Annotated in this window: 20 protein-coding genes; 5 read left to right on the top strand and 15 right to left on the bottom strand. The window is 66.3% G+C overall.

Annotation, left to right across the window (positions count from 1 at the left end; all coding sequences use genetic code 11):
- Positions 1-150 precede the first annotated feature (150 nt).
- Complete coding sequence (locus M2319_RS07625; protein ID WP_264600846.1) at positions 151-1,902, top strand: methyl-accepting chemotaxis protein; 1,752 nt, start codon at positions 151-153, stop codon at positions 1,900-1,902.
- 85 nt (positions 1,903-1,987) lie between these two features.
- On the opposite strand, the gene leuC is transcribed toward M2319_RS07625, so the two are convergent.
- Together leuC and rplS are read right to left on the bottom strand one after the other, a co-directional pair.
- The gene (gene leuC, locus M2319_RS07620) at positions 1,988-3,394 is read right to left on the bottom strand and encodes a 3-isopropylmalate dehydratase large subunit (protein ID WP_264600845.1); all 1,407 of its coding nucleotides are present in this window, start codon (positions 3,392-3,394) and stop codon (positions 1,988-1,990) included.
- Between the two features lie 245 nt (positions 3,395-3,639).
- Positions 3,640-4,164 (bottom strand): 50S ribosomal protein L19, encoded by a 525-nt coding sequence (gene rplS / locus M2319_RS07615; RefSeq protein WP_264600844.1) that lies wholly within the window; start codon positions 4,162-4,164, stop codon positions 3,640-3,642.
- 305 nt (positions 4,165-4,469) lie between these two features.
- Between rplS and M2319_RS07610 the strand changes: the two genes are divergently transcribed.
- Entirely contained in the window at positions 4,470-5,264 is a 795-nt protein-coding gene (locus M2319_RS07610) for a DUF3050 domain-containing protein (protein ID WP_264600843.1), read from the top strand.
- A 343-nt stretch (positions 5,265-5,607) separates the two neighbouring features.
- Here M2319_RS07610 and M2319_RS07605 read toward each other — a convergent pair whose 3' ends face one another.
- The 13 genes from M2319_RS07605 to M2319_RS07545 form a co-directional block, all read right to left on the bottom strand.
- Positions 5,608-6,372, bottom strand: a complete 765-nt coding sequence (locus M2319_RS07605) for a glutamine amidotransferase (RefSeq protein WP_264600842.1) — start codon at positions 6,370-6,372, stop codon at positions 5,608-5,610.
- Between the two features lie 70 nt (positions 6,373-6,442).
- Positions 6,443-6,916, bottom strand: coding sequence for a tellurite resistance TerB family protein (locus M2319_RS07600; RefSeq protein ID WP_264600841.1), 474 nt, complete (start codon positions 6,914-6,916; stop codon positions 6,443-6,445).
- 132 nt (positions 6,917-7,048) lie between these two features.
- The gene (locus M2319_RS07595; protein WP_264600840.1) at positions 7,049-8,152 is read right to left on the bottom strand and encodes a GNAT family N-acetyltransferase; all 1,104 of its coding nucleotides are present in this window, start codon (positions 8,150-8,152) and stop codon (positions 7,049-7,051) included.
- Positions 8,153-8,370: 218 nt separating this feature from the next.
- A complete protein-coding gene (locus M2319_RS07590; RefSeq protein ID WP_264600839.1) occupies positions 8,371-9,297 on the bottom strand; it encodes a carbohydrate kinase family protein in 927 nt (308 codons plus the stop codon).
- Between the two features lie 52 nt (positions 9,298-9,349).
- On the bottom strand, positions 9,350-10,927 hold the full coding sequence (locus M2319_RS07585) for an FGGY-family carbohydrate kinase (protein ID WP_264600838.1): 1,578 nt from the start codon (positions 10,925-10,927) through the stop codon (positions 9,350-9,352).
- Positions 10,927-11,619 carry an HAD family hydrolase gene (locus M2319_RS07580; protein ID WP_264600837.1) on the bottom strand — a complete coding sequence of 231 codons (693 nt, stop codon included), beginning with the start codon at positions 11,617-11,619 and terminating at the stop codon, positions 10,927-10,929. Before M2319_RS07580 ends, M2319_RS07585 begins: the two co-directional genes overlap by 1 nt.
- 165 nt (positions 11,620-11,784) lie before the next feature.
- A complete protein-coding gene (locus tag M2319_RS07575; protein WP_264600836.1) occupies positions 11,785-13,275 on the bottom strand; it encodes a mannitol dehydrogenase family protein in 1,491 nt (496 codons plus the stop codon).
- Positions 13,276-13,304: 29 nt separating this feature from the next.
- The gene (locus tag M2319_RS07570; RefSeq protein WP_264600835.1) at positions 13,305-13,427 is read right to left on the bottom strand and encodes a hypothetical protein; all 123 of its coding nucleotides are present in this window, start codon (positions 13,425-13,427) and stop codon (positions 13,305-13,307) included.
- Position 13,428: 1 nt separating this feature from the next.
- Complete coding sequence (locus M2319_RS07565; RefSeq protein ID WP_264600834.1) at positions 13,429-14,427, bottom strand: ABC transporter ATP-binding protein; 999 nt, start codon at positions 14,425-14,427, stop codon at positions 13,429-13,431.
- A gap of 12 nt (positions 14,428-14,439) precedes the next feature.
- On the bottom strand, positions 14,440-15,270 hold the full coding sequence (locus M2319_RS07560; protein WP_264600833.1) for a carbohydrate ABC transporter permease: 831 nt from the start codon (positions 15,268-15,270) through the stop codon (positions 14,440-14,442).
- 9 nt (positions 15,271-15,279) lie between these two features.
- Positions 15,280-16,152, bottom strand: coding sequence for a carbohydrate ABC transporter permease (locus tag M2319_RS07555; protein WP_264600832.1), 873 nt, complete (start codon positions 16,150-16,152; stop codon positions 15,280-15,282).
- Between the two features lie 121 nt (positions 16,153-16,273).
- On the bottom strand, positions 16,274-17,578 hold the full coding sequence (locus tag M2319_RS07550; protein ID WP_264600831.1) for an ABC transporter substrate-binding protein: 1,305 nt from the start codon (positions 17,576-17,578) through the stop codon (positions 16,274-16,276).
- Between the two features lie 276 nt (positions 17,579-17,854).
- Complete coding sequence (locus M2319_RS07545; RefSeq protein WP_264600830.1) at positions 17,855-18,874, bottom strand: sugar-binding transcriptional regulator; 1,020 nt, start codon at positions 18,872-18,874, stop codon at positions 17,855-17,857.
- Between the two features lie 174 nt (positions 18,875-19,048).
- Here M2319_RS07545 and M2319_RS07540 point away from each other — a divergent pair, with 174 nt between their 5' ends.
- The 3 genes from M2319_RS07540 (at position 19,049) to M2319_RS07530 (ending at position 22,997) form a co-directional block, all read left to right on the top strand.
- Entirely contained in the window at positions 19,049-19,816 is a 768-nt protein-coding gene (locus tag M2319_RS07540; RefSeq protein WP_264600829.1) for a DeoR/GlpR family DNA-binding transcription regulator, read from the top strand.
- Positions 19,817-20,357: 541 nt separating this feature from the next.
- Positions 20,358-21,878, top strand: a complete 1,521-nt coding sequence (glpD, locus tag M2319_RS07535) for a glycerol-3-phosphate dehydrogenase (protein WP_264600828.1) — start codon at positions 20,358-20,360, stop codon at positions 21,876-21,878.
- A gap of 33 nt (positions 21,879-21,911) precedes the next feature.
- A complete protein-coding gene (locus M2319_RS07530; protein WP_264600827.1) occupies positions 21,912-22,997 on the top strand; it encodes an ABC transporter ATP-binding protein in 1,086 nt (361 codons plus the stop codon).
- Positions 22,998-23,000 lie beyond the last annotated feature (3 nt).

The following is a 23,000-nucleotide window of genomic DNA, read 5'->3' as shown; positions in this document are numbered from 1 at the left end:
CCTCCTACCAATATTTCGCTCGTATCTCCTGATTTTTCGTAAGTATTAACACGGCCCGCTCCGTATTTTACCGCGGTTTAATACTTCGATAACCAAATTGCCCAAGCATCAGGATATTTCCAGAGGGGAAAATTATAGGGGGAGAGCTCGATGGCTCGCCGTGCAACAGACTCCACGACTACCGCCGCGGGCGATGACCTGACGGCGACGATTTCCGATTTCCTGGAAATGAACGGTGCGTCTGCCGGCAACGGCAAGGCGCTGTGGCGCGCGCTGTCGCCGCGCATGCCGGCGATCCTGGAAACCTTCTACGGCGCCCTGGCCGACCGGCCCGAGCTTGCCGCAAAGCTCGGCGCCAATTGCGGCCGGGTCGAGGAACTGAAGGCGACCCAGCAGCGGCACATGGAGTTCCTGCTCAATCGCGGCCCGGGGCCCGAGCTGGAAGAGCAGGCGCGCAAGATCGGCGAGGCCCATGTGCGGGCCGAGATCACGCCGCTCTGGTACCTCGCCGCCTATGGCCGGCTGTTCCACGACATGATCCCGGCGCTCGTTGCCGGCAACCGGCTGTCGCCGAAAAAGCAGACGCGGATGCTGCAGACGGCGGTCTCGCACATCTTCCTCGACATGGTTCTCGCCTATGACGCCTACCAGACCAGCCTGATGGCTGCGACGGTGGAGAAGAAGGAGCGGGAAAAGGACGTCCACAGCTTGCGCAAGCTCGCCCAGACCGTCCGCAACATCAACGACGTGACGCTGAACATGGCGTATCTGTCCAACAACATCCGCGCGGCCAGCGACGGCGGACAGGCGATTTCGTCGGCCTCGGCGGAATTGGTCGCATCGATCCAGCAGATCGCGGCGACCAGCGACGGCACGGCGCAGGAGGCCGACACCACCCATACGGCGATCGCCGACGGCCTGAAGTCGATGCAGGCGGTGTCGACGACCATCAAGGACATCGCCGCAAGCTCGCAGCGGAGCGCCGACGACCTCACCGAGCTGCACGAGGCCTCCGACCAGATCAGCGAGTTCCTGACCGTCATCGAGAGCATCGCGGCGCAGACCAACCTCCTGGCGCTGAACGCGACCATCGAAGCCGCCCGTGCGGGCGAGGCGGGCAAGGGCTTTGCGGTCGTTGCCGCCGAGGTCAAGGAACTGGCGACCCAGACCGCCAAGGCGACGGAGGACATCGCCCAGCGCATCGAAGCGCTGAAGGGCGGCATGATGACCATCCGCGCGTCCATCGAAAGCTCGCAGAACGCAGTGGAAAAGGGCGAGGAGACGATCACCGGCGCCAATGCGCTGATGGAGACGGTCGGCACCCAGATCGGCGACGTGTCCCACAAGATGCAGGAGATCTCCTCGATCCTGCAGCAGCAGCACGGCGCCAGTCAGGAGATCGCCGAAAGCATCACCCGCGTTGCCGACCTTGCCAACGAGAACGAGCGGCGCCTCAGCGAGATGTCCGGCTCGCTCGACCACGCCAACGGCGCCTTCCTTGAGGACGCCAAGGCCTGGTTCGATGCCGGTTCCGCCCGCTCGCTCTGCGAGATGGCCAAGATCGACCATGTGATGTTCAAGAAGCGCATCGTCGATACCGTGACCGGCCGCGACCAGTGGCGGGCCGGCGAGGTGCCGGACCACCACACCTGCCGGCTCGGCAAGTGGTACGACGCGATCACCGACGAGCGCATCCGCTCCCATCCGTCCTTCGTGGCGATGCGCGAGCCGCACCGGACCGTCCATGCGGCGGCGCGCGAGACGCTGGAAGCCTGTGACCGCGGCGACAAGGAGGGGGTCGGCGCCGGCCTCGACCGGCTGGAAGCGGCGAGCATCGCGGTCATCGAGGCGCTCGATGCCTTCTCCGTCGCACTCGACGGGGACCTGCAAAAGGCGGGCTGAGCCGCCGCAGATCGGCACCTGCAAAAGAAAACGGGCGAAGAAATCTCCGCCCGCTTCCGTTTTCGTAAGCGTTATCTTGCGCGATTTACTTGAAATCGCGGATGTCGACGAAATGGCCGGCGATTGCGGCCGCTGCGGCCATGGCCGGCGACACCAGATGGGTGCGGCCCTTGAAGCCCTGGCGGCCCTCGAAGTTGCGGTTCGAGGTCGAGGCGCAGCGCTCGCCCGGCGCCAGCTTGTCGGCATTCATGGCCAGGCACATGGAGCAGCCCGGCTCGCGCCATTCGAAGCCGGCCTCGATGAAGATCTTGTCGAGGCCTTCCGCTTCGGCCTGTTCCTTGACGAGGCCGGAGCCCGGCACGATCAGGGCGTTGACGTGGTCGGCGACCTTGCGGCCCTTGGCGACAGCGGCGGCGGCGCGGAGATCCTCGATGCGGCCGTTGGTGCAGGAGCCGACGAAGGCGCGGTCGATGGCGATGTCGGTCATCTTGGTGCCGGCCTCAAGGCCCATATAGGCGAGGGCACGCTCCACGGCGCCCCGCTTCACCGGGTCCTCGATCTTTGCCGGATCCGGCACGTTGCCGGTGATGGCGACGACGTTCTCCGGGCTGGTGCCCCAGGTGATGAGCGGCGGCAGGTTGGCGGCGTCGAGGCGGACCTCGGCGTCGAACGCCGCGCCCTCGTCGGTGACCAGCGTCTTCCAATAGTCGACGGCCATCTCCCAGGCCGTGCCCTTCGGCGACTTCGGCCGCCCCTTCAGATATTCGAAGGTCTTTTCGTCCGGCGCGACCATGCCGGCGCGGGCACCGGCTTCCACCGTCATGTTGCAGACCGTCATGCGGCCTTCCATGGAAAGCGCGCGGATCGCCTCGCCGGCATATTCGATGACGTGGCCGGTGCCGCCGCCGGTGCCGATCTCGCCGATGATGGCCAGCACGATGTCCTTGGCGGTGACGCCGTCGGGCAGCGTGCCGTCGACGGTGACGCGCATGTTCTTGGCCTTGGACTGGATCAGCGTCTGGGTGGCGAGCACGTGCTCGACCTCGGAGGTGCCGATGCCATGGGCCAGCGCACCGAAGGCGCCGTGGGTCGAGGTGTGGCTGTCGCCGCAGACGATCGTCGTGCCGGGCAGGGTGAAGCCCTGCTCCGGTCCGATGATGTGGACGACGCCCTGGCGAACGTCGTGCTCGTCGTAATATTCCAGGCCGAACTCGGCGGCGTTCCTGGCCAGCGTCTCGATCTGCAGGGCCGATTCCGGATCGTCGACGCCCTTGGAGCGGTCGGTGGTCGGAATGTTGTGGTCGACGACGGCGAGCGTCTTTTCCGGCGCCCGCGCCTTGCGGCCGCTCATGCGCAGTCCCTCGAAGGCCTGCGGGCTCGTCACCTCGTGGACCAGATGCCGGTCGATGTAAATGAGAGAGGAGCCGTCGTCCTGCGTTTCGACCAGGTGGTCGTCCCAGATTTTGTCGTAGAGGGTTCTCGGGGCGGACATTTTCTTTCTCTCCAGATTCAAACGCCGGAACATGTTGGGCCGGCCGTTCTTAAAGAACGCGGACCGGCACGGTCAAGATGGATCGCATGCGGGGCGCGGCCGGATCGGGGCTGCGGGGACGGGTTCCGAAGCCTTCGGCCGCTGCAGTGAGATATGGGGCGGGGCGGGCGTTTCGTCATTGGCGGACAAAAAAACCGGCCCCGAGGGGCCGGCTGGGTGGTGTTCGCTTGTGACCACGCGGCGGCCTATTCGGAAGCGGTGTCGCCCGCCTCGGCCTCGGCGGCGGCAGCGGCTTCCGCCGCAGCGGCGGCTTCGGCGGCGGCGGCCCGTGCTGCGGCCTTCTCGGCCTCCACGGCGGCCTTGGCGTCGGCGGCGGCGCGCTTCTCGGCGTCGACCAGGCGGCGGGTGCGCACGTTGGTCGCCTCGGAGATGCGGGCGGACTTGCCGCGGCGGCCGCGCAGGTAATAGAGCTTGGCGCGGCGGACCTTGCCGCGGCGCACGACGTCGATGGACTCAATCAGCGGCGAGAACAGCGGGAAGACACGCTCCACGCCCTCGCCGTAGGAAATCTTGCGGACCGTGAAGCTCTCGTTGAGGCCGCCGCCGGAGCGCGAGATGCAGACGCCCTCATAGGCCTGCACGCGGGTGCGGTTGCCTTCGGTGACGCGCACGTTGACGCGCAGCGTATCGCCGGCCGAGAAGTCCGGGAGCTTGCGGCTTTCTTCGATCGCCGCCATCTGCTCGGTTTCGAGTTCCTGGATGATGTTCACGGCTCAACCCTTCTCATACAGTCGGCACGGCCAAGGCCGCGCTCTTGATGCGCCGGCCGCGACCGTGCTCCATATCCTGGAAAATCAAGCGTCGTCCATACACCGATCGATTCGGTTTGTCGATTCCCTGATCGCGGCGGCATCGCGGTTTTTTCAATTTTTCGCATCGACCTGCCGTGCCGGACGACGCTGCGACCGCTTCCGCCGCGTCGCCGGGCGTGGCCGCAAGATGGCGAACGGACGGTCTGCCCTATATTCGAAAAAACAAATATACTGGGCTCGACAGACATCCAGGGGGAGACACCATGAACGCACCCGCCGGTCCCGGCAGCCTTACCGCCGACATCATCGAAGCGACGCGGGCGCCGCTCGACACGCACCCGGTCTACGGCGCGATCAACAGCCGCGCGCGGCTCTGCCGGTTCATGGAGCACCATGTCTTCTCGGTCTGGGATTTCATGTCGCTGATCAAGTACCTGCAGGCGCGGGTGGCGCCGACCAACGTGCCCTGGGCGCCGGTCGGCGACGGCAGCGTCCGGCGCTTCATCAACGAGCTGGTGCTGGAGGAGGAGACCGACGAACTTCCGGGCAACGGCGTTGGCGCTCCGGCCTTTGCCAGCCATTTCGAGCTCTATTGTACGGCGATGCGCGAGGTCGGGGCCGATCCCACCGCGGTGCTTGCCTTCGTCGAGACGGCGGTGACGGAAGGTATCGAGGCGGCGCTTGCCACCGGCCTTGCGCCGGCGCCGTCCGCGACCTTCACCCGCACCACCTTCGGCTTCATCAATTCGGGCCGGCCGCATCAGGTGGCGGCGGCGCTGGCGCTCGGGCGCGAGCACATCATCCCGGCGATGTTCCGCCGGTTCCTCTCCGACATGGAGATCGGTCCGGACGAGGCGCCGGTGTTCCACTTCTATCTCAACCGGCACATCCATCTCGACGAGGATTTCCATGCGCCGCTGTCGCTGAAGCTGCTCAACGCGCTCTGCGAGGGCGATCCGCAGCGGCTGGGCGAGGCGCGCGAGGCGGCGACGGCGGCAGTGGCCGCACGGCTGACCTTCTGGGACGGGGTGCACGAGGCCATCTCGGCGGTGGACTGACCGCCGGGACAAAAGGCCGTCGATATGGGAGAGAGAAAGACCCGGCGTGGCGGAAGAAGGCGCGTCAGGGTCAAGGTGACGCCTTCTCCCGCCCGGGTGCCTTGCTGACTACGCAAAACCTGAAGGTCAGCGTCCTGTCCTTGGCAAATCGCTTGCCAGGTTTTCCGCGTGCAAAAACCGCTAGATGTCGTGGGTCGGATCGGTTTTCGGCACAACAAGTGCCGATATTTAAACGCCCCGTTTACCCTCGGCGCATTGCAGAATGCGGCGGATTTGCAGATTGCAACGGTGGACCGGCAGAAACGGCCCTCTCATCTGACAGGTCGGTCTTTCAGGAGGCGGTTTATTCAGCGGCGCTTTTCGCGGCGGCGGGGGCCGGTGCGTCGGCACGGCCGATCCACATGTCGAGGAATTTCTCCAGCCAGGCCCTGAGCGGCGCGTCATAGACGGCGCGGCCGGCGAAGTGGTCGCTGCGGCCCTGGGCGCAGGGCAGCTTCATGCGTTCGGCGCCCTTCACCGTCCAGCGGTGCATCATGGCGAGCGTCAGTTCGGGGTGGAACTGGATGCCATAGGCGGCGGCGCCGACCCGGAAGGCCTGGTTCGGGAACAGGTCGCCCCTGGCAAGGAGCGTTGCCTCGCGCGGCAGGTCGAAGCCTTCCCGGTGCCACTGGTAGACCTTTTCCGGCCAGGAAAAGAGCGCCTTGCCGGCCTCTGTCGGGCGGATCGGGTAGTAGCCGATCTCCGCGCAGCTTTCGGCATGGGGCTCGACCTTGCCGCCGATATGGCGGACCAGCATCTGGGCGCCGAGGCAGATGCCGAGGAACGGCGCACCTTCCGCCAGCGGCACGCCGGTCCAGTCGATCTCGCGATGGACGAAGGCGTCGGTGTCGTTGGCGCTCATCGGACCGCCGAAGATGACGGCGCCGGCGTGCTCGGCCATGGTCGTGGGCAGCGGGTCGCCGAAGCGCGGACGGCGGATGTCGAGCGTGAAGCCGCGCCTGACGAGCGACTGCCCGACCCGTCCGGGCGTCGAGGTTTCCTGGTGGAGGACGATGAGAACGCGCTGCGGCCGCTCTCCCCTGCCATCGATCCGGTGCATGACGGTCATGGGCGCGGATTATATCGATTGTCGGGGATGCGTCGACCCCGGATGTCGCACGGTGCCGATGCCGGCCGTCTCATTCGGCCTCGTCGTCGTCGATGCGGCCCTCGACGCGCTTCCTCATGGCGATGCGGTCGCGGGACGACACACCGAGGAGTTCGGCGACGCGCCAGACGATGTTGTCCTCCATCTCGTGGACGGTGCCGTCGGCGTAGACGATCTCCCACATCATCTCCACGACATGGCGGCGCTCGTCGTCGGCGAGCGTGCGCTTCAGGACGCTGGTGAAGGCGTAAAGGTCGATCGCCTCGCGGTCGCGGGTGCGCGCTTCGGAGATCAGCGCCTCGGTGTCCTTTTCCGACAGGTTGTAATTGGTGCGCAGGATTTCCTTCAGGCGCTGCTTCTCGGAGTCCGCGACGATGCCGTCGACGGAGACCAGATGCACCAGCAGGGCGGCCACGGCGAGGCGCTGGTCGCTCTCCGGGGACCCGTCGTCGGCGGGCTGGCCCTGGGTGATGTCGGTCAGAAACTGCTTAAGCGATTCGAACATGCTGCCTCGCGGGTGCGGTCCGCCTATCAATACACCAGTTTCTATTTGAAGAAAGTCGCCGCTATTTTCAAACCGGAATCGGAGTAAGTCACCCGGCTGTGACAATGCTGCCGGCTGTTGTGACGGTCCGGGTCAGTGCGAGCTGGGCAGCAGGTGACGTAAACGTGAGATCAGGGCTTCACCAAGTACGCGCTCCAGGACCGGCTTCAGGCGGCGGCGCGTCGCCTGGACCAGGAACGGTGCGAAGGCCGCCCAGTGCTCCGGGGTGAGGAACACGCGCCGGTTGCGCAGGACGACGAGCGTCGTCAGGGGCTGGCGGTCGGCGCCGACATCCTTTTTCCAGGAGCTGTCGCCCCACAACAGGTGGATGTCGCGGTAGCCGCGCTCGCCCAGTTCCTTCAGGGCGGCGAGGTGGACCTGGAGCCCTGGCGAGAATTTCGAGAAGGCGAGGTCGTAGCCCATGATGTTGAAGAAGGCGTTGGTGCCGGCCGTGCAGATGATGTTGCCGGCGATGATCCGGCCATCGAGGGTGAGCTTGGCCGTATAGCCGGTCTTCACTGCAGTCGCTTCGAGGATCGCCTGCTTTTGCGCATCGAGCTGGTGGTGTCCGCCGGCCTGCTCGATCTTGGTGCGGTTGAGTTCGGCGATCGCCGCGACATCGCCGGGGCGGCAGGGCTCGAAGTGGAATTCCACATGGCCGCCGGTCTCCTTGGCCAGCAGCTTCCACTTGCGCCGCATGGTGCTGGCGCGCCGCGAGGAGATGTGGGTCACGTCCGGACCGGCGGTCGTGCGCCAGTCGGCCTGGTAGCCGAACCGGTGATGGGGACGCGACGGCGCGGGCGTTTGCGGCGCGACGACGTCCTCAAAGACGACCGAGTGGACGTTTGTGCCGGCAAAGAGCGTGTCGCAGAGGGCGTCGATGCGGGAGGGTGCCAGCGTCGCCAGGCGGCCTAGATGGACGAGGTGGCCGTGGCGTTCGGCGAAAAAGGCGGGCCCTTCGCCCGGCCGCTCCAGCATCAGCACGTTGTCGAGGCCGCAGGCGGCAAGATAGGCCGGGTGGACGAAGAAATTGCCGGCGGCGTCCGGCGCGGGGATATCGGCGACGGCAACGGTCCGCAGCGAAAAGCCGCCGCTGCCGGCGGTCCCGAAAGCAGGTCCGGCCGCGCTATCGCCGTCGCGAAACCAGGACTGCAAGGGCTGCCGGTCGCCGGCAGGGTGTCCTGCCGTCGGGGTCAAGCCGTGCGATCCCGGGATCTCGAATGCGTCCGCCATCCCATTGGCGTACAGCAAAGCGGGGGTGACGAGAAGCCGAATGTAAAAAAAGGGTTACCGGCCACAAGGTGCGCTCCGGCGACACCCTAGAGCATTTCACGCGATTACGGAATCGCCCGAAACGCTCTATTTTTTTACGGGTATTCTTGTCCGAAAACCGGTCTCCACTTTTCGGGAATACGCTAGACCGGCAGTTCCTCGCGCCAGGGCGGGTTGGCGCCGGCGCGGGAGATGGTGACGGACGCCGCGGCCCCGCCGAGGGTAAGGGCGGCCTCGATGGTGTCGTCCGCCAGCCCGGCAAGGCCGGCGCGGTCGGTGATGCCGGCCTCCGACAGGCACGTCATGAAGCCGGCGTTGAAGGTGTCGCCGGCGCCGACCGTGTCGACGACCTTGACGGAGCGGGCGGCAACCGTGATCGCGCCGCTCTTGCGGTAGGCCGTCGCGCCTTCGCCGCCGCGGGTGATGATGACGATCTCCGGGCCGCGTTCCAGTATTCCGTTTACGGCAACGTCAATATCGCTCTCCTTCTCGACCCAGGCGAGGTCCTCGTCGGACAGCTTGACGATGTCGGCATGGCCGATCATGCGGGTGACGCGGCCGCGATAGGCGGCTTCGTCGGAGACCAGCGTCGGGCGGATGTTCGGGTCGATCATGGTCAGGCGCTTGCCGGCCTCGCGCGCCATCAGCGTCTCGTAGGCGGTGCCGCAGGGCTCCGGAATGAGGCTGATGCCGCCGAAGAACAGCGCCTTCACCGAGGACGGGAGCGCCGGCAGGTCGTCGACGGTGACCATCCGCGAGGCGGAGTTCTCGTCATAGAAGATGTAGCTCGCCTGGCCGTCGACGAGCTTGACGAAGGCGAGCGTCGTCGGCCGGTCGCTTTCCACCACCGGCGAGATGTCGACCTTGCTCTCCACCAGGCCGTCGCGCAGCATGTCGCCGAAGAAATCGGTCGAGATGCCGCAGAAGAAGCCGGCCGGGGCGCCGAGGCGGCCGATGGCGCGGGCGGTGTTGTAGACCGCGCCGCCGACGAAGGGCGCAAAGGCGGCCTCACCCGCTGGGGTCTGGCGCGGAAGCATGTCGATAAGGGCTTCGCCGCAGCAAAGGATCATGTCTGAGGGGTCTCCGTTGGGACGGGTTCGGACGATACCGACCATCTTGCGGTCACAAGGTCAAGGCGTCGAGTTCGGCGCGGTGCTCCTGCATCTTCAGGAAGACGCGGTAGTCGGCGTCGTAGCGGGCGCGGGCGGCCGGGTTCGGGGCGCGGCGGTCGCCGTCCTGTCCCATCGCCCGGCAGGCGCCGCGCAGGTCCGGATGGAGGCCGCCGGCGGCGGCGGCGATCATGGCGCTGCCGAGGAGCACGGTGTCGCTGGCGCCGTTGGTGCGGACCTCGCAATCGGTGGCGTCGGCATAAAGCTCCATCAGCACCGGGTTGCGGGCGTGGCCGCCGGTGAGGTGCAGGGTGTCGATGCGCCCGTCGCGCGGGGCCATGTGCTCCAGGATCTGGCGTACGCCGAGGGCGATGGCGACCGCGGTGCGCCAGTAGAGCCGGCACAGTGCGTCGAAGGAGGTGTCGAGGGTTAGGCCGCTGATGACGCCGCGGGCGTGCGGGTCGGCGAAGGGCGTGCGGTTGCCGTGGAAGTCCGGCAGGACGTGGATGCCGTCGGCAAAGCCGTCGCCGTCACGGGCGCGCAGTTCGGTGATCCGGTCGGTGATCGCCGCGTGGCCGGCGCAGTCGGGCTTCAGCCCGTTGCCATGTTGCCGGATCAGGAGGTCGAGGAGGGCGCCGGTCGCCGACTGGCCGCCCTCGCGCAGCCACAGGCCGGGCAGGCAGGCACCGTAATAGGGGCCCCAGACGCCCTTGGCGGGCTGCGCCTCGCGGGCCATGCCCATGACGCAGCTCGAGGTGCCGGCGATCAGCGCGACGTGCCGCTCGATGTCCTCGTCGGCAAAGGCGCCGAGGACGCCGAGGGTGCCGGCAAAGGCGTCGATGGCGCCAACGCCGACCGCGCAGTCGGTGTCGAGGCCGAGGTCGCTTGCGGCCTCGGCCGTCAGCGTGCCGAGGGGGGCGGCGACGGCGAGCGGCGTTGCCGGCAGCCCGGTCCGCGCCACCAGGTCGCCGAGGCCGACGGCATCGAAGAAATCCTGCTGCCAGCCGTCGTCATGGGCGAGATAGGTCCATTTGGCGGTCAGCGTGCATTGCGAGCGGGCGGCGTTGCCGGTCGCTTTCCAGGCGAGGAAATCGGTGAGGTCGAAGGCGAGGCCGGCGCGGGCCCAGGAGGCAGGAAGCCGGCGCTTCAGCCACATCAGCTTCGGCGTCTGCATTTCCGGCGACATCGCCTCGCCGACATATTCCAGCACGCGGTGGCCGGTGGCGGTGCATTCGTCGGCCTCGGCGAGGGCGCGATGATCCATCCAGGAGACGGTGTCGAAGCGGTCGTCGCCCGATTTTGAGACGCTGACCTGGCCGCCGTCCCGGTCGCGCACGACCAGCGAGCAGGTGGCGTCGAAGGCGATGCCGGCGATGCGCTCGGCGGTCGCGCCGGCCTCGTCCATGGCGGCCTGGAGGGCGCGGCAGGCGGCGCGCCAGATATCCTGCGAATCATGCTCGGCCTCGCCGCCGGCCGGCTGGCTGAGGACGATCGGATGGACCTTGCGGGCCAGCATGGTGCCATCCGCCTCAAAGACGCCGGCGCGGGCGCTGCCGGTTCCGACGTCGACCGCACAGACCAGATTGCGCATCAGCCGAAGGATTCTCCCGGCGACAGCCGATCGATCAGGGAGGGCAGCAGTGCCATCCTGTCGAACACCAGATCGGGGGACATCGCCTCGATGCGCCGCCTCAAGTCGGCGGGGCCGACATGGGACCCTCCCAGATACGCAAGCACATGCATTCCGGCCCTGCCGGCGGCCTCGATTCCGGCCGGGCTGTCCTCCACGACGGCGCAGCGCGCCGGGTCGGCGCCCATCGCCCGGGCGGCATGCAGAAAGAGGTCGGGTGCCGGCTTGCCGTTTCTCACCATGGTTGAACTGTATACGTTCGCACCGAAGCTTTCCAGCAGGCCGGTGACGCCGAGCGACAGCTCGATGCGTTCCACCTGGCTCGACGAGGCGACGCAGAACGGCACCTTCAGCCCGGCAAGCGCCTCGCGGATGCCCGGGGTCGGCTGCAGCTCCCGGCGGAAGCGTTCGAACAGGCGCTGGCGGATCTCGGTCACATGGTCGGAGGTGATGACGAGGCCGTAATCGGCGGCGATCGTCTCGACGATGGTCTTCAGGGAGCGGCCGAGGAAGATGCGGTAGCCCTCCTCCGGGGAGATCTTCACGCCGTCTTCGGCGATCACTTCCAGGAGGACGGCAACGGAGATCGGCTCGCTGTCGACGAGGACGCCGTCGCAATCGAAAATCACGAGGTCGACGGCGCGGCTACGCATGCTGTTTATCATTGCGCCCATCAAGCCACATCTCCAACGAAGCGGCAACGGCCGCCGTCGCCTGGGGCCTGACGCCCGGGGCGGCAGCGGCCGTAGCCGGCCGGCGCATACGGGAGCGTGCGCCGGCTGTCGTCGTCGCGGTGCCGGACCGGTGCCGGCGGGCGATCATCCGCTCGCCCGCACCGGCTCGGCGAGATAGGCCTCGAGCGTCCTGTGGGTGCCGTTTGCCCAAAGCGCGCCGAGCCAGTAGGCGAAGGCCTCGCGGAACGCCGGGGCGGCGGCGACGTCACCATAGATGTCGGTCATTTCCAGCCAGGCGTCCGGGTCGTTCCTGGCGCGCTTCGCCTGTTCGGTCAGGCGGTCCCAGATCGGGTCGTTCGGCGCGATGGCGGCGCCTGAGTCCGTGGTGCCGAAGCAGTAGCGGCACCACAGGGCCGATTCCAGGGCGAGGCCGGAGACGCCGCGGCCGGCCTTCAGGTTGTCGGCAATGGACGGGACGATGAATTTCGGCTGGCGGTTGGAGCCGTCGAAGCAGAGCCGGCGCGCCGTGTCGCCGATCTTGGGGTTGGCGAAGCGGCGCTCGATGAGGGCGTAGTAGTCGGCAAGGTCGGTGTCCGGCACGGGCGGGACGATGGGGACGATCTCCTCGCGCTCGACCTTGCGCAGGAAGGCCAGCACCAGGTCGTCGGTCATCGCCTCGTGGACGAAATGGATGCCCATCAGGCCGGCCGGATAGCCGATCACCGCATGGCCGCCATTGAGGATGCGGATCTTCATGATCTCGAAGGGCGTGACGTCTGGCACGAACTGGACGCCGACCTCCTCCAGCGCCGGGCGGCCGCAGGTGAAATTGTCCTCCAGCACCCACTGCTTGAAGTCCTCGCAGAACACGGGCGCGGCGTCGTCGACGCCGAAGGTGTCGCGGGCGATGCCGCGCTCGCGCTCGCCGGTCGCCGGGGTGATGCGGTCGACCATGGCGTTGGGGAAGGCGACCTCGGCGGCGATCCAGTCGGCAAGGCCGGGATCGGTGAGGGCGGCAAGGCCGACGACGGCGTTGCGGGTGACAATGCCGTTGTGGGGGATGTTGTCGCAGGACATCACGGTAAAGGGGATGGTGCCCTCGTCGCGGCGGCGCTTCAGGCCGGCGACGAGGATGCCGAAGACGGTCTTCGGGGCCTCGGGATTTGCCGCATCGCCGGCGATCGCCGGGATGGTCGGGTCGAAGACGCCGGTCGCCGGATTGATGAAATAGCCGCCCTCGGTGATGGTCAGCGAGACGATGCGGATCTCCGGATCGGCGAGCCGGTCGATGAGGGCGTCGCGGTCGGCGGGGGGGATGAAGTCGATCATCGGGCCGGTGACCCGGGCGAGCGACCGGTCCGCCTCCTGTTCGACGACGGTCGTCAGATAGTCCTGTGCGGCGAGCGTGGCGCGCATCGCCTCGTCGCTTTCCATGATGCCGGCGCCGACGATGGCCCAGCCATGGTCGCGGCCGGTGTTGAACAGGGCATCGAGATAGACGGCCTGGTGGGCGCGGTGGAAGTTGCCGACGCCGATATGGAGGATGCCGGCGGTCAGCTCCGTGCGGTCGTAGCGGGGAACGGCGATGTTGGCGCCGATGTCGCCGAGGGTCCCGTTGGAAAGCTTGAGGGGCATGGTTTCCTCCTGTGCCGGCGGCGGTGCCGTCAGCTCGTCCAGTTGCCGCCGGCGGCGGTGCCGGTCCGGGCGGCGATCTCATCCACACCTGGCGCAGCGCGGCGGGCGGCCCTTGCGGTGACGCCCGCCGTGCTGCCGTCCGGGTGCTCCATGTCAGAGCGCCCGTCCATCGGCATCGAAGCGGTGCAGCTTGGCCTCGTCCGGGGTCAGGAACACGCGCACGCCATGGTCGATGGGCACGTCGCCGTCGGAGCGCACCGTCATCATGCCGGCACCCTCCACGTCGACATGGAGGAAGGTGTCGGAGCCGAGGTGCTCGGAGACCCTGACGGTGCCCGGCCACTGGCCGTCGTCGGTGGAGAGCGTCATGTGCTCGGGGCGGATGCCAATGGCATGGGCGTCGCGCTTGGCCGCCTTCTCGCCCTCGATGAAGTTCATCTTCGGCGAGCCGATGAAGCCGGCGACGAAGCGGTTGCGCGGCGTGCGGTAGAGTTCCAGGGGCGAACCGACCTGCTCGATGATGCCGGCCCGAAGAACGACGATCTTGTCGGCCATGGTCATCGCCTCGACCTGGTCGTGGGTGACGTAGATCATCGTCGTCTTGAGCTGGTGGTGCAGCTCGCTGATCTCCAGGCGCATGGCGACGCGGAGCGCCGCGTCGAGGTTGGAGAGCGGCTCGTCGAACAGGAACGCCTTCGGCTCGCGGACGATGGCGCGGCCGATGGCGACGCGCTGGCGCTGGCCGCCGGAGAGCTGGCCCGGCCGGCGGTTCAGATAGTCGGTGAGGTTGAGCGTCTCGGCCGCGCCGCGGACCTTGTCGTCGATCGCCTTCTTGTCCATGCCCGCCATCTTCAGCGGGAAGCCGATGTTCTTGTAGACGCTCATATGCGGGTAGAGTGCATAGGTCTGGAACACCATGGCGAGGCCGCGGCTCGCCGGCGCCTCGCCGGTGGCGTCGCGGCCGTTGATCCAGATCTTGCCGTCGGTGACGTCTTCCAGGCCCGCAATGAGGCGCAGGAGCGTGGACTTGCCGCAGCCCGAGGGGCCGACGAAGACGACGAACTCGCCGTTTTCGATCTCAAGGTCGAGATCCGGGATGACGATGGCGTCGCCGAACGCCTTCTTCACGTTTTCCAGGCGGATGTTACCCATGATGACGAACCCCTATTTCACCGCGCCGAAGGTGAGGCCGCGGACGAGCTGCTTCTGCGAGAACCAGCCGATGATGAGAATCGGTGCGATCGCCAGCGTCGAGGCGGCGGAAAGCTTGGCCCAGAACAGGCCTTCCGGACTGGAATAGGAGGCGATGAACGCGGTCAGCGGCGCCGCCTTGGCGGCCGTCAGGTTGAGCGTCCAGAACGCCTCGTTCCAGGCAAGGATCAGGTTGAGGAGGACCGTCGAGGCGATGCCGGGCACGGCCATCGGCGCAAGGACGTAGATGATCTCCTTGCCGAGCGAGGCGCCGTCCATGCGGGCGGCCTCCAGGATCTCGCCGGGGATCTCCCTGAAGTATGTATAGAGCATCCATACGATGATCGGCAGGTTGATCAGCGTCATGACGATGACGAGGCCGAGCTGGGTGTCGAGCAGGTTGTAGTCCCGGAAGATCAGGTAGATCGGCACCAGCACGCCGACCGGCGGCAGCATCTTGGTGGAGAGCATCCACATCAGGATGTCCTTGGTGTGCTTGGTCGGCGAGAACGCCATCGCCCAGGCGGCCGGCACGGCGATCAAGAGGCCGAGGCCGGTGGAGCCGAAGGAGATGACCACGGAGTTGATGACATGCTTCAGGTAGTCGGAGCGGTCCTGGACCTCGTGGTAGTTCTCCAGCGTCCAGTTGAAGAACAGGAAGCTCGGCGGATTGGCGATCGCCTCGCCCTCGGTCTTGAAGCTGGTCAGGAATGTCCAGATCACCGGGAAGAAGATCAGGAGGCCGATCGACCAGCCGATCACCGTGTAGGTGAGCTTGCGGGATGTTGATGCTTCGCGCGCCATGTCGACCTCCTATCGATCCAGGTTCTTGCCGATCATGCGGATGAGGAAGATGGCGACGATGTTCGCCAGGATGACGGCGACGATGCCGCCCGCCGATGCGCCGCCGACGTCGAACTGCAGCAGGGCCAGCGAGTAGACCAGATAGGTGATGTTGGTCGACTGGGTGCCGGGGCCGCCATTGGTGGTGACGAGGATTTCCGCGAACACGGAGAGCAGGAAGATCGTCTCGATGAGGATGACGACCGTGATCGCCCGGGCCAGATGCGGCACGACGATATAGATGAAGCGGGAGATGGCGCCGGCGCCGTCCATCTCCGCCGCCTCCTTCTGCTCCTCGTCGAGCGACTGCATGGCCGTCAGCAGGATGAGGGTGGCAAAGGGCAGCCATTGCCAGGAGACGATCATGATGACGGACAGGAGCGGCACCTGGGCGAGCCAGTCGACCGGCGGCAGGCCGACCGATTTGGCGACCCAGGCAAACAGCCCGTAGACCGGGTGCATCAGCATGTTCTTCCACACGAGCGCCGAGACGGTCGGCATGACGAAGAACGGGGCGATGACCATGAGCCGGACGATGCCGCGCCCGAAGAAGGGCTGGTCGAGCATCAGGGCGAGAAGAGTGCCGCCGACGACGGTGATGAGCAGGGTTCCGCCGACCAGGAGCAGCGTGTTGATGAGCGCGTCATCGAAGGCCGGGTCGGTGAGGAAATACTTGTAGTTCAGGAACCCGGTCCATTCCTCCATGCCAGGCATCAGGAGGTTGTAGCGCAGGAACGAGAAGTAGAGCGTCATTCCCAGCGGTATCAGCATCCAGGCCAGGAGCAGGAGCACGGCCGGCGCCATCATGTAGCGGGCGGATGTGCGCGTGTGCAGCGTCGCCATCGGGGCTCTCCGAAGGTCGCGAGAAAAAGGCGCCAGAAGGTGCGTCGGAACGTTGGGGGTGAGGGCCGCCGCCGGTTAGATAAGCGTGCGGCGGTCCTCTCTCTTTACGCGGTCGAGTGGCCTACTTGATGTAGCCGGCCTTGGTCATCTCGCGCGTGGCCAGCTGTTGGGCGTTCTGCAGCGCCTGGTCGACCGAGATCTGGCCGGCAAGGGCGGCGGAGAACTGCTGGCCGACGGCGGTGCCGAGGCCCTGGAATTCCGGGATCGCCACGAACTGGACGCCGACATAGGGCACCGGCTTGACCGTCGGGTTCTTCGGGTCGGCCGAGTTGATCGAGTCGAGCGTCATCTTGGCGAACGGAATCTTGGCGTATTCCGGGTTCTCGTAGAGCGAGGTGCGGGTGCCCGGCGGCACGTTGGCCCAGCCCTCCTTGGAGGCGACCAGTTCCAGGTAGCCCTTGGAGGTCGCCCATTCGATGAACTTGGTCGCGGCTTCGGCCTTCTGGGTGCCGGCGGGGACGGCGAGCGTCCAGGCCCACAGCCAGTTGCCGCGCTTGCCGAGCCCGTTGTCGGGCGCAAGGGCGAAGCCGACCTGGTCGGCGACCTTGCTCTCGTCAGGGTTGGTGACGAAGGAGGCGGCGACGGTGGCGTCGATCCACATGCCGCACTTGCCGGACTGGAACAGGGCCAGGTTCTCGTTGAAGCCGTTGGACGAGGCGCCCGGAGGGCCGGCATCGTTCATCAGGTCGACGTAGAACTGCAGCGTTTCCTTCCATTCCGGCTGGTCGAACTGGGGCTGCCAGTTCTCGTCGAACCAGCGCGCGCCGAAGGAATTGGCGGTGGCGGTCAGGAACGCCATGTTCTCGCCCCAGCCGGCCTTGCCGCGCAGGCAGATGCCGTAGATTTCCTTGTCCTTGTCGGTGATCTTGCGGGCCGCGTCGGCAACGAGGTCCCAGCTCGGGGCGTCCGGCATCTCGATGCCGGCCTCTTCGAACAGGTCCTTGCGGTACATGATCATCGAGGACTCGCCGTAGAACGGCGCGGCGTAGAGCTTGCCGTCGGCGGTCAGGCCGTCCCGGATCGGCGGCAGCAGGTCGTCGACGTCATAGGCCTCGTCGAACTCGAGCGGCAGCAGCCAGTTCTGCTTGGCCCAGATCGGAACCTCGTAGGTGCCGATGGTCATGACATCGTACTGGCCGCCCCTGGTGGCGATGTCCTGCGTCACCTTCTGGCGCAGCACGTTCTCCTCCATGGTCACCCATTCCAGCTCGATGCCGGGATTCTTTGCGGTGAAATCGTCGGTCAGCTTCTGCATACGGATCATGTCACCGTTGTTGACGGTAGCGATCGTCAGCGTCTCGGCCTGGGCCCCAATGCCCAATACCAGAAGCGAACCTGCTCCAAGGAGCAAAGCCTTCAGAGTCATGAAATCCTCCCAGAATTCTTTTTGGTCGAGCCTTGCTTCGTCGATGAGCAAATGCTTCAGCCTTGGGCATTTGCTCATTAACCGTGCGTGGAGTCAACGTATATAACGTGCTGCGCTGCACCATGGGTTGCGCCAGTGGGGCGATTTCATCCAAAATATCAGCGCGTTGAAGCGTTTGTCACAGGCCCGGCACGGACGACCACATCGGCGGCGCGTTGCGGCTCCGGCCCGGCCGTGTCCCGGGAGTGCTCTGCGAAACGTTAAGGCGCTGCCGCCTCAGTCTGCCTTTGCGGGCGCCCAGCCGGCGGCCGGCGCCGGGGCGGTTCTTGCGGCGCCGGTTCGGGCCTCGTCGGCGCGCGCGAGCAGGCCCTCGGCGGTCTTCTCGTCGGTGACGAGACCGGTGATGAGGCGGCCGGCAAGGGCGGCGAGGATCGCGCCCTGCTTCTTCTCGCCCATGGCACAGGCGATGGTCGGGCGCTCGCGGGCCGGGGCGAGTTCCGGCGCGGTGACCCGGTCGTTGCTGAAGCCGGCCATGACGTTGCCGTCGGTATCGAACACCCAGCCGACGATCTCGCCGGCGGCGCCGGCCGCGCGCATCGCCTCCATCTCCGCCTCGCCGACGAAGCCGTCGACGCAGAGCGGCGCCTCGGGGCCGAGCTCGCCGATGCCGACGAAGGCGACGTCGGCCCGGGCGGCAAGCTCAAGGGTCGGGCGGATGATCGGCTGGGAGCGCAGCATGTCGCGTTCCTCTTTCGAGGACGCGATGACCGGGAGCGGCAACGGGAAGGAGCGCACCGTCACCGTGTCGGCCATGGTGAAGATGACGTTGTAGTAGGCGGCCGAGCCGTCCGGGGCGATGCTGCCGGTCAGCGAGACGACCTTGTGGTCGGGGCAGGCGATCGGCGGCAGTTGTTCCACGGCCGCTTTCAGGGTGCGGCCGGTGCCGATGGCGATCACGGTCGGCTCGGGCTGGCGCAGCCAGCGTTCGATCTCAAGGGCGGTCGCCTGGGCGACGCCGACGATGTTCGTCGCCGCCGCCGGGTCGGTCGGCACGACGTCGCAGAAGGCGAGGCCGAAGCGCTCCGTCAGCCTCGCAGCGAGGTCCATGCAGCGGCCGATCGGGTGGTCGATGCGCACCTTGACGAGGCCCTCGGAGACGGCGAGGGAGACCAGCCGCTGGGCCGACTGGCGCGAGACGCCGAGCTTCGCGGCGATCTGGTCCTGGGTGTTGCCGGCGACGTAGTAGAGCCAGCCGGCACGCGCCGCGTCGTCGAGCCGATCGCCGTTCGGAGCCATCTTTGGGAGCGCCTTTCGCGTCGTGGTGATCCTTTTGCGGGGTACACCCATCGCGGCGAAATCGCAAACGGCTCGCATCGGCGTTCACGGCGCGTCATCGGCGGTTCCTTTTATTTTCGCTTTTTTCATTTACACTCGCCGACGCATCCAGTTCTGACGGGAGGGAGCCGGGCCATGTACCTGCCGCCGCGCCATACGGAGATCGTGACGCTCGCCAAGGAGCACGGCCGCGTGCTGGTGGAGGAGCTTGCCGCGCGCTTCGATGTGACGCCGCAGACCATCCGCAAGGACCTCAACGATCTCTGCCAGCGCCGCATCCTCAGCCGCATCCATGGCGGCGCGGTGCTGCCGTCGGGCACGGAGAACATGGAATACGAGCAGCGCCGGCAGATCGCGGCACACGAAAAGGCCGCGATCGGCGTTGCCGCGGCCGGTCTCATACCGAACGATGCCTCGATCATCATCAATATCGGCACCACCACGGAGGCCGTCGGCGAGGCGCTGCTCGACCATGAAGGCCTCATGGTCATCACCAACAACATCAACGTCGCCAACCGGATGCGGATCTATCCCCAGTTCGAGGTGGTGATCGCCGGCGGCGTGGTCAGGGCCTCCGATGGCGGCGTCGTCGGTGAGGCCGCCGTCGATTTCATCCGCCAGTTCAAGGTCGACTACGCGGTGATCGGAGTTTCGGCCATCGACCAGGACGGCTCGCTGCTCGATTTCGATTTCCGGGAAGTGAAGGTCGCCCAGGCGATCATCGCCAATACCCGCCACGTCATCCTCGTCTCCGACTCCACCAAGTTCGAGAGAACGGCACCGGTCCGCATCGGCCACCTGTCCCAGGTCGATACTTTCGTGACGGACCGCTGCGAGCTCGATCACATCCGCCGCATGTGCGCGGAAAACGGTGTGGAGCTGATCGAGACGGCGCGGGGCTGAGGGCGGCAGTTGCGGTTTTTGGATTGGTTGGGTGTGCGGGCCGGCGGCCGCCTGCTCGGGGCATCACCGCTCTTAACCACTGCCATCCCGCTCGAGGCTCGCGCACTCCCGGCGCGTCCCACTCCGCGTCACTACCGGGCTCGACCCGGTAGTCTATGATGAGGAGCGGCAAAAAAAGACCTAACCGATTGTTCCGAAAGGCCTCATGGATTGCCGGGTCAAGCCCGGCAATGACGCAGGAGAGGGGGTGAGGGCGGGGATAAATTTGTGCCTGCGTGCCTCGACGGCTTTCGCCGAATACCTCGACGGCCTCCGCCGACCTTTTTCAAAGGATGTGCGGGCGGAGGAGGGTCTTGAGGCCGACAGCAACGGGTTGCATCCCTGTCGCCAGCGCAATGCCCCGTCCGTCGTCTCTGATCAGACCCGTTCTTTAGATCGCCCTGAAATTCGATTGACATTCGTTTTACGTTCACTTTAACTGAAATGGATTTCGTATCTTTCCCGTTTTGCTGCGTTGCAAAATAAAAAGAACCGGTTGGGGATGGGAAACGCGTTCGACATTGTCATTATCGGCGGCGGCATCAATGGATGCGGCATCGCCCGGGATGCCGCCGGGCGCGGCTATTCCGTGTGTCTTGCCGAGATGAACGATTTGGCGAGCGCGACCTCCTCCGGCTCCACCAAGCTGATCCATGGCGGGTTGCGTTACCTGGAATATTACGAGTTCCGGCTGGTGCGCGAAGCGCTGAAGGAGCGCGAGGTGCTGTGGCACCTGGCGCCGCACATCATCTGGCCGCTGCGTTTTGTCCTGCCCCATCACAAGGGGCTGCGTCCGGCCTGGCTGTTGCGCCTCGGGCTCTTTCTCTACGACCATCTCGGCGGGCGCTGCCATCTCGGCGGAACGCGCACGATCGACATGCGGACGGACGCGGCGGGCAAGCCGCTGAAGCCGCTTTATTCCAAGGCGTTCGAATATTCCGACTGCTGGGTCAACGACGCCCGGTTGGTGGTCCTCAATGCGCGCGACGCGGCCGACCGCGGCGCCACCATCCTGCCGCGGACCAAGGCGATCTCGGCCCGGCGCGAGGACGGTCGGTGGCAGGTGACCCTTGAAGCCGCCGACGGCAGGCAGCGCACGGTGTCCGCAAAGCTCCTCGTCAATGCTGCCGGCCCCTGGGTCGACAATGTGCTCGGCGAGGCCCTCGGCCGCAATGAGGCCCATCACATCCGGCTCGTCCAGGGCAGCCATATCGTCGTCAAGCGCCTGTTCGACCACGACCGCTGCTACATCTTCCAGAATTCCGACGGCCGCATCATCTTCGCGATCCCCTATGAGGACGACTTCACCCTCATCGGCACCACCGACCGCGACTATGAGGGCGATCCGGCAAAGGTCGCGATCTCGGCCGACGAGACGGCCTATCTGTGCGACGCGGCGAGCGACTATTTCGCTGAAGCCGTGACGACCGACGACGTGGTCTGGACCTATTCGGCGGTGCGCCCGCTCTATGACGACGGCGCGACGGCGGCGCACCAGGCGACCCGCGATTACGTCCTGAAGGTCGACGACGAGGAAGGTGCGGCGCCGGTCATCAACATCTTCGGCGGCAAGATCACCACCTATCGCAAGCTCGCCGAGACGGTGCTGGAGCGCATCGGCGATTTCCTCGGCGAGAGGGGCGCACCCTGGACGGAGACGGCGCCGCTGCCGGGCGGCGATTTCGCCATCACCGGCTATGACGACCTCGTTGCCGAGCTCCGGAAAACCTATCCGTTCCTGGAAGCGGAGCACGCGGCCCGGCTCGTCCGGCTCTACGGCACGCGGGCGTGGACCCTGCTGGGTGCGGCTGCAAACCATAGCGACCTTGGCGCGCATTTCGGATATGATCTCTATGAGGTCGAAGTCCGCTACCTCGTGGAAAACGAGTGGGCGACGACGGCCGACGATATCCTTTGGCGCCGCACCAAACGCGGGTTGCGATTGACGCAAGATAATAAAGAAACCCTGGCGCACTTCCTGAAAGACAACATGAAAGACGGAAGGCTCGCGGCTGCCCAATAAGCACAAACCGGTCGTTTGGGAGGACCCCGGAGAATGCTTGAACTTAAAACCGTGGCGAAAGTCGTCGGCTCGGAGACCCATCTGAGCGACATCTCGCTGCGCCTTGAAAACGGAACGCTGAACGTCCTTTTGGGGCCGACGCTTTCCGGCAAGACCAGCCTGATGCGGATCATGGCCGGGCTCGATCGCCCGAGCTCCGGCGAGGTGTGGTTCAACGACAGGAACGTGACCGGCGTTGCCGTGCAGAAGCGCAACGTCGCCATGGTCTATCAGCAGTTCATCAACTATCCCGCCCTCAGCGTCTACGAGAACATCGCCTCGCCGCTGCGGATCGCGCGCACCGACCCGAAGGTCATCGACCGGGAGGTGCGCAAGGCGGCCGAGCTCCTCAAGCTGACGCCCTATCTCGACCGCCAGCCGCTCAACCTTTCCGGCGGTCAGCAGCAGCGCACGGCGATTGCGCGGGCCATGGTCAAAAACGCCGAACTCGTCCTCCTCGACGAGCCGCTCGCCAATCTCGACTACAAGCTGCGCGAGGAGCTGCGCGCCGAACTGCCGAGGATCTTCGCCGAATCCGGTTCCATCTTCGTCTATGCGACGACCGAGCCGTCCGAGGCCCTGCTCCTTGGCGGCAACACGGCAACGCTGTCGGAGGGTCGGGTCACCCAGTTCGGGCCGACGGTGGAGGTGTTCCGCAACCCGGTCGACCTGATCACCGCCCAGACCTTTTCCGATCCGCCGATGAACGTCATCGAGGTCCACAAGACCGGGCCGATGTTCCACCGCGAGGGCACGGCGGACATCCCGGTGCCGGCGGCCTATCGGGGCATTGCCGACCGCGACTACACGGTCGGGTTCCGGCCGCACCACCTGTCGCTGAAAAAGGTCGACGAGACGAGCGTTCCCATTCGCGCCAGGGTCGAGGTCACCGAGATCACCGGCTCGGAGAGCTACGTCCATCTCGACTATGCCGGCGTCAACTGGGTGATGCTGACCGACGGCATCCACGACTTCGACGCCGGCGAGATCATCGAGGTCTTCCTCGATGCCCGCCACATCCTGGTGTTCGACGCCGAAGGGCGGGGCATCGCCACCGACGGCACGCGTCTGGCCGCGTAAAGG

The organism is Rhodobium gokarnense, assembly GCF_025961475.1.
Taxonomy (GTDB): Bacteria; Pseudomonadota; Alphaproteobacteria; order Rhizobiales; family Rhodobiaceae; genus Rhodobium; species Rhodobium gokarnense.
This window is presented reverse-complemented; position numbering and strand designations above follow the sequence as displayed.

Bases quoted from the DNA above. Each gene is read 5' to 3' on its own strand.
- M2319_RS07625 (WP_264600846.1), top strand. From the start codon at position 151: ATGGCTCGCCGTGCAACAGACTCCACGACTACCGCCGCGGGCGATGAC.
- leuC (WP_264600845.1), bottom strand. From the start codon at position 3,394: ATGTCCGCCCCGAGAACCCTCTACGACAAAATCTGGGACGACCACCTG.
- M2319_RS07610 (WP_264600843.1), top strand. From the start codon at position 4,470: ATGAACGCACCCGCCGGTCCCGGCAGCCTTACCGCCGACATCATCGAA.
- M2319_RS07605 (WP_264600842.1), bottom strand. From the start codon at position 6,372: ATGACCGTCATGCACCGGATCGATGGCAGGGGAGAGCGGCCGCAGCGC.
- M2319_RS07600 (WP_264600841.1), bottom strand. From the start codon at position 6,916: ATGTTCGAATCGCTTAAGCAGTTTCTGACCGACATCACCCAGGGCCAG.
- M2319_RS07590 (WP_264600839.1), bottom strand. From the start codon at position 9,297: ATGATCCTTTGCTGCGGCGAAGCCCTTATCGACATGCTTCCGCGCCAG.
- M2319_RS07585 (WP_264600838.1), bottom strand. From the start codon at position 10,927: ATGCGCAATCTGGTCTGTGCGGTCGACGTCGGAACCGGCAGCGCCCGC.
- M2319_RS07580 (WP_264600837.1), bottom strand. From the start codon at position 11,619: ATGCGTAGCCGCGCCGTCGACCTCGTGATTTTCGATTGCGACGGCGTC.
- M2319_RS07575 (WP_264600836.1), bottom strand. From the start codon at position 13,275: ATGCCCCTCAAGCTTTCCAACGGGACCCTCGGCGACATCGGCGCCAAC.
- M2319_RS07570 (WP_264600835.1), bottom strand. From the start codon at position 13,427: ATGGAGCACCCGGACGGCAGCACGGCGGGCGTCACCGCAAGGGCCGCC.
- M2319_RS07565 (WP_264600834.1), bottom strand. From the start codon at position 14,427: ATGGGTAACATCCGCCTGGAAAACGTGAAGAAGGCGTTCGGCGACGCC.
- M2319_RS07560 (WP_264600833.1), bottom strand. From the start codon at position 15,270: ATGGCGCGCGAAGCATCAACATCCCGCAAGCTCACCTACACGGTGATC.
- M2319_RS07555 (WP_264600832.1), bottom strand. From the start codon at position 16,152: ATGGCGACGCTGCACACGCGCACATCCGCCCGCTACATGATGGCGCCG.
- M2319_RS07550 (WP_264600831.1), bottom strand. From the start codon at position 17,578: ATGACTCTGAAGGCTTTGCTCCTTGGAGCAGGTTCGCTTCTGGTATTG.
- M2319_RS07545 (WP_264600830.1), bottom strand. From the start codon at position 18,874: ATGGCTCCGAACGGCGATCGGCTCGACGACGCGGCGCGTGCCGGCTGG.
- M2319_RS07540 (WP_264600829.1), top strand. From the start codon at position 19,049: ATGTACCTGCCGCCGCGCCATACGGAGATCGTGACGCTCGCCAAGGAG.
- glpD (WP_264600828.1), top strand. From the start codon at position 20,358: ATGGGAAACGCGTTCGACATTGTCATTATCGGCGGCGGCATCAATGGA.
- M2319_RS07530 (WP_264600827.1), top strand. From the start codon at position 21,912: ATGCTTGAACTTAAAACCGTGGCGAAAGTCGTCGGCTCGGAGACCCAT.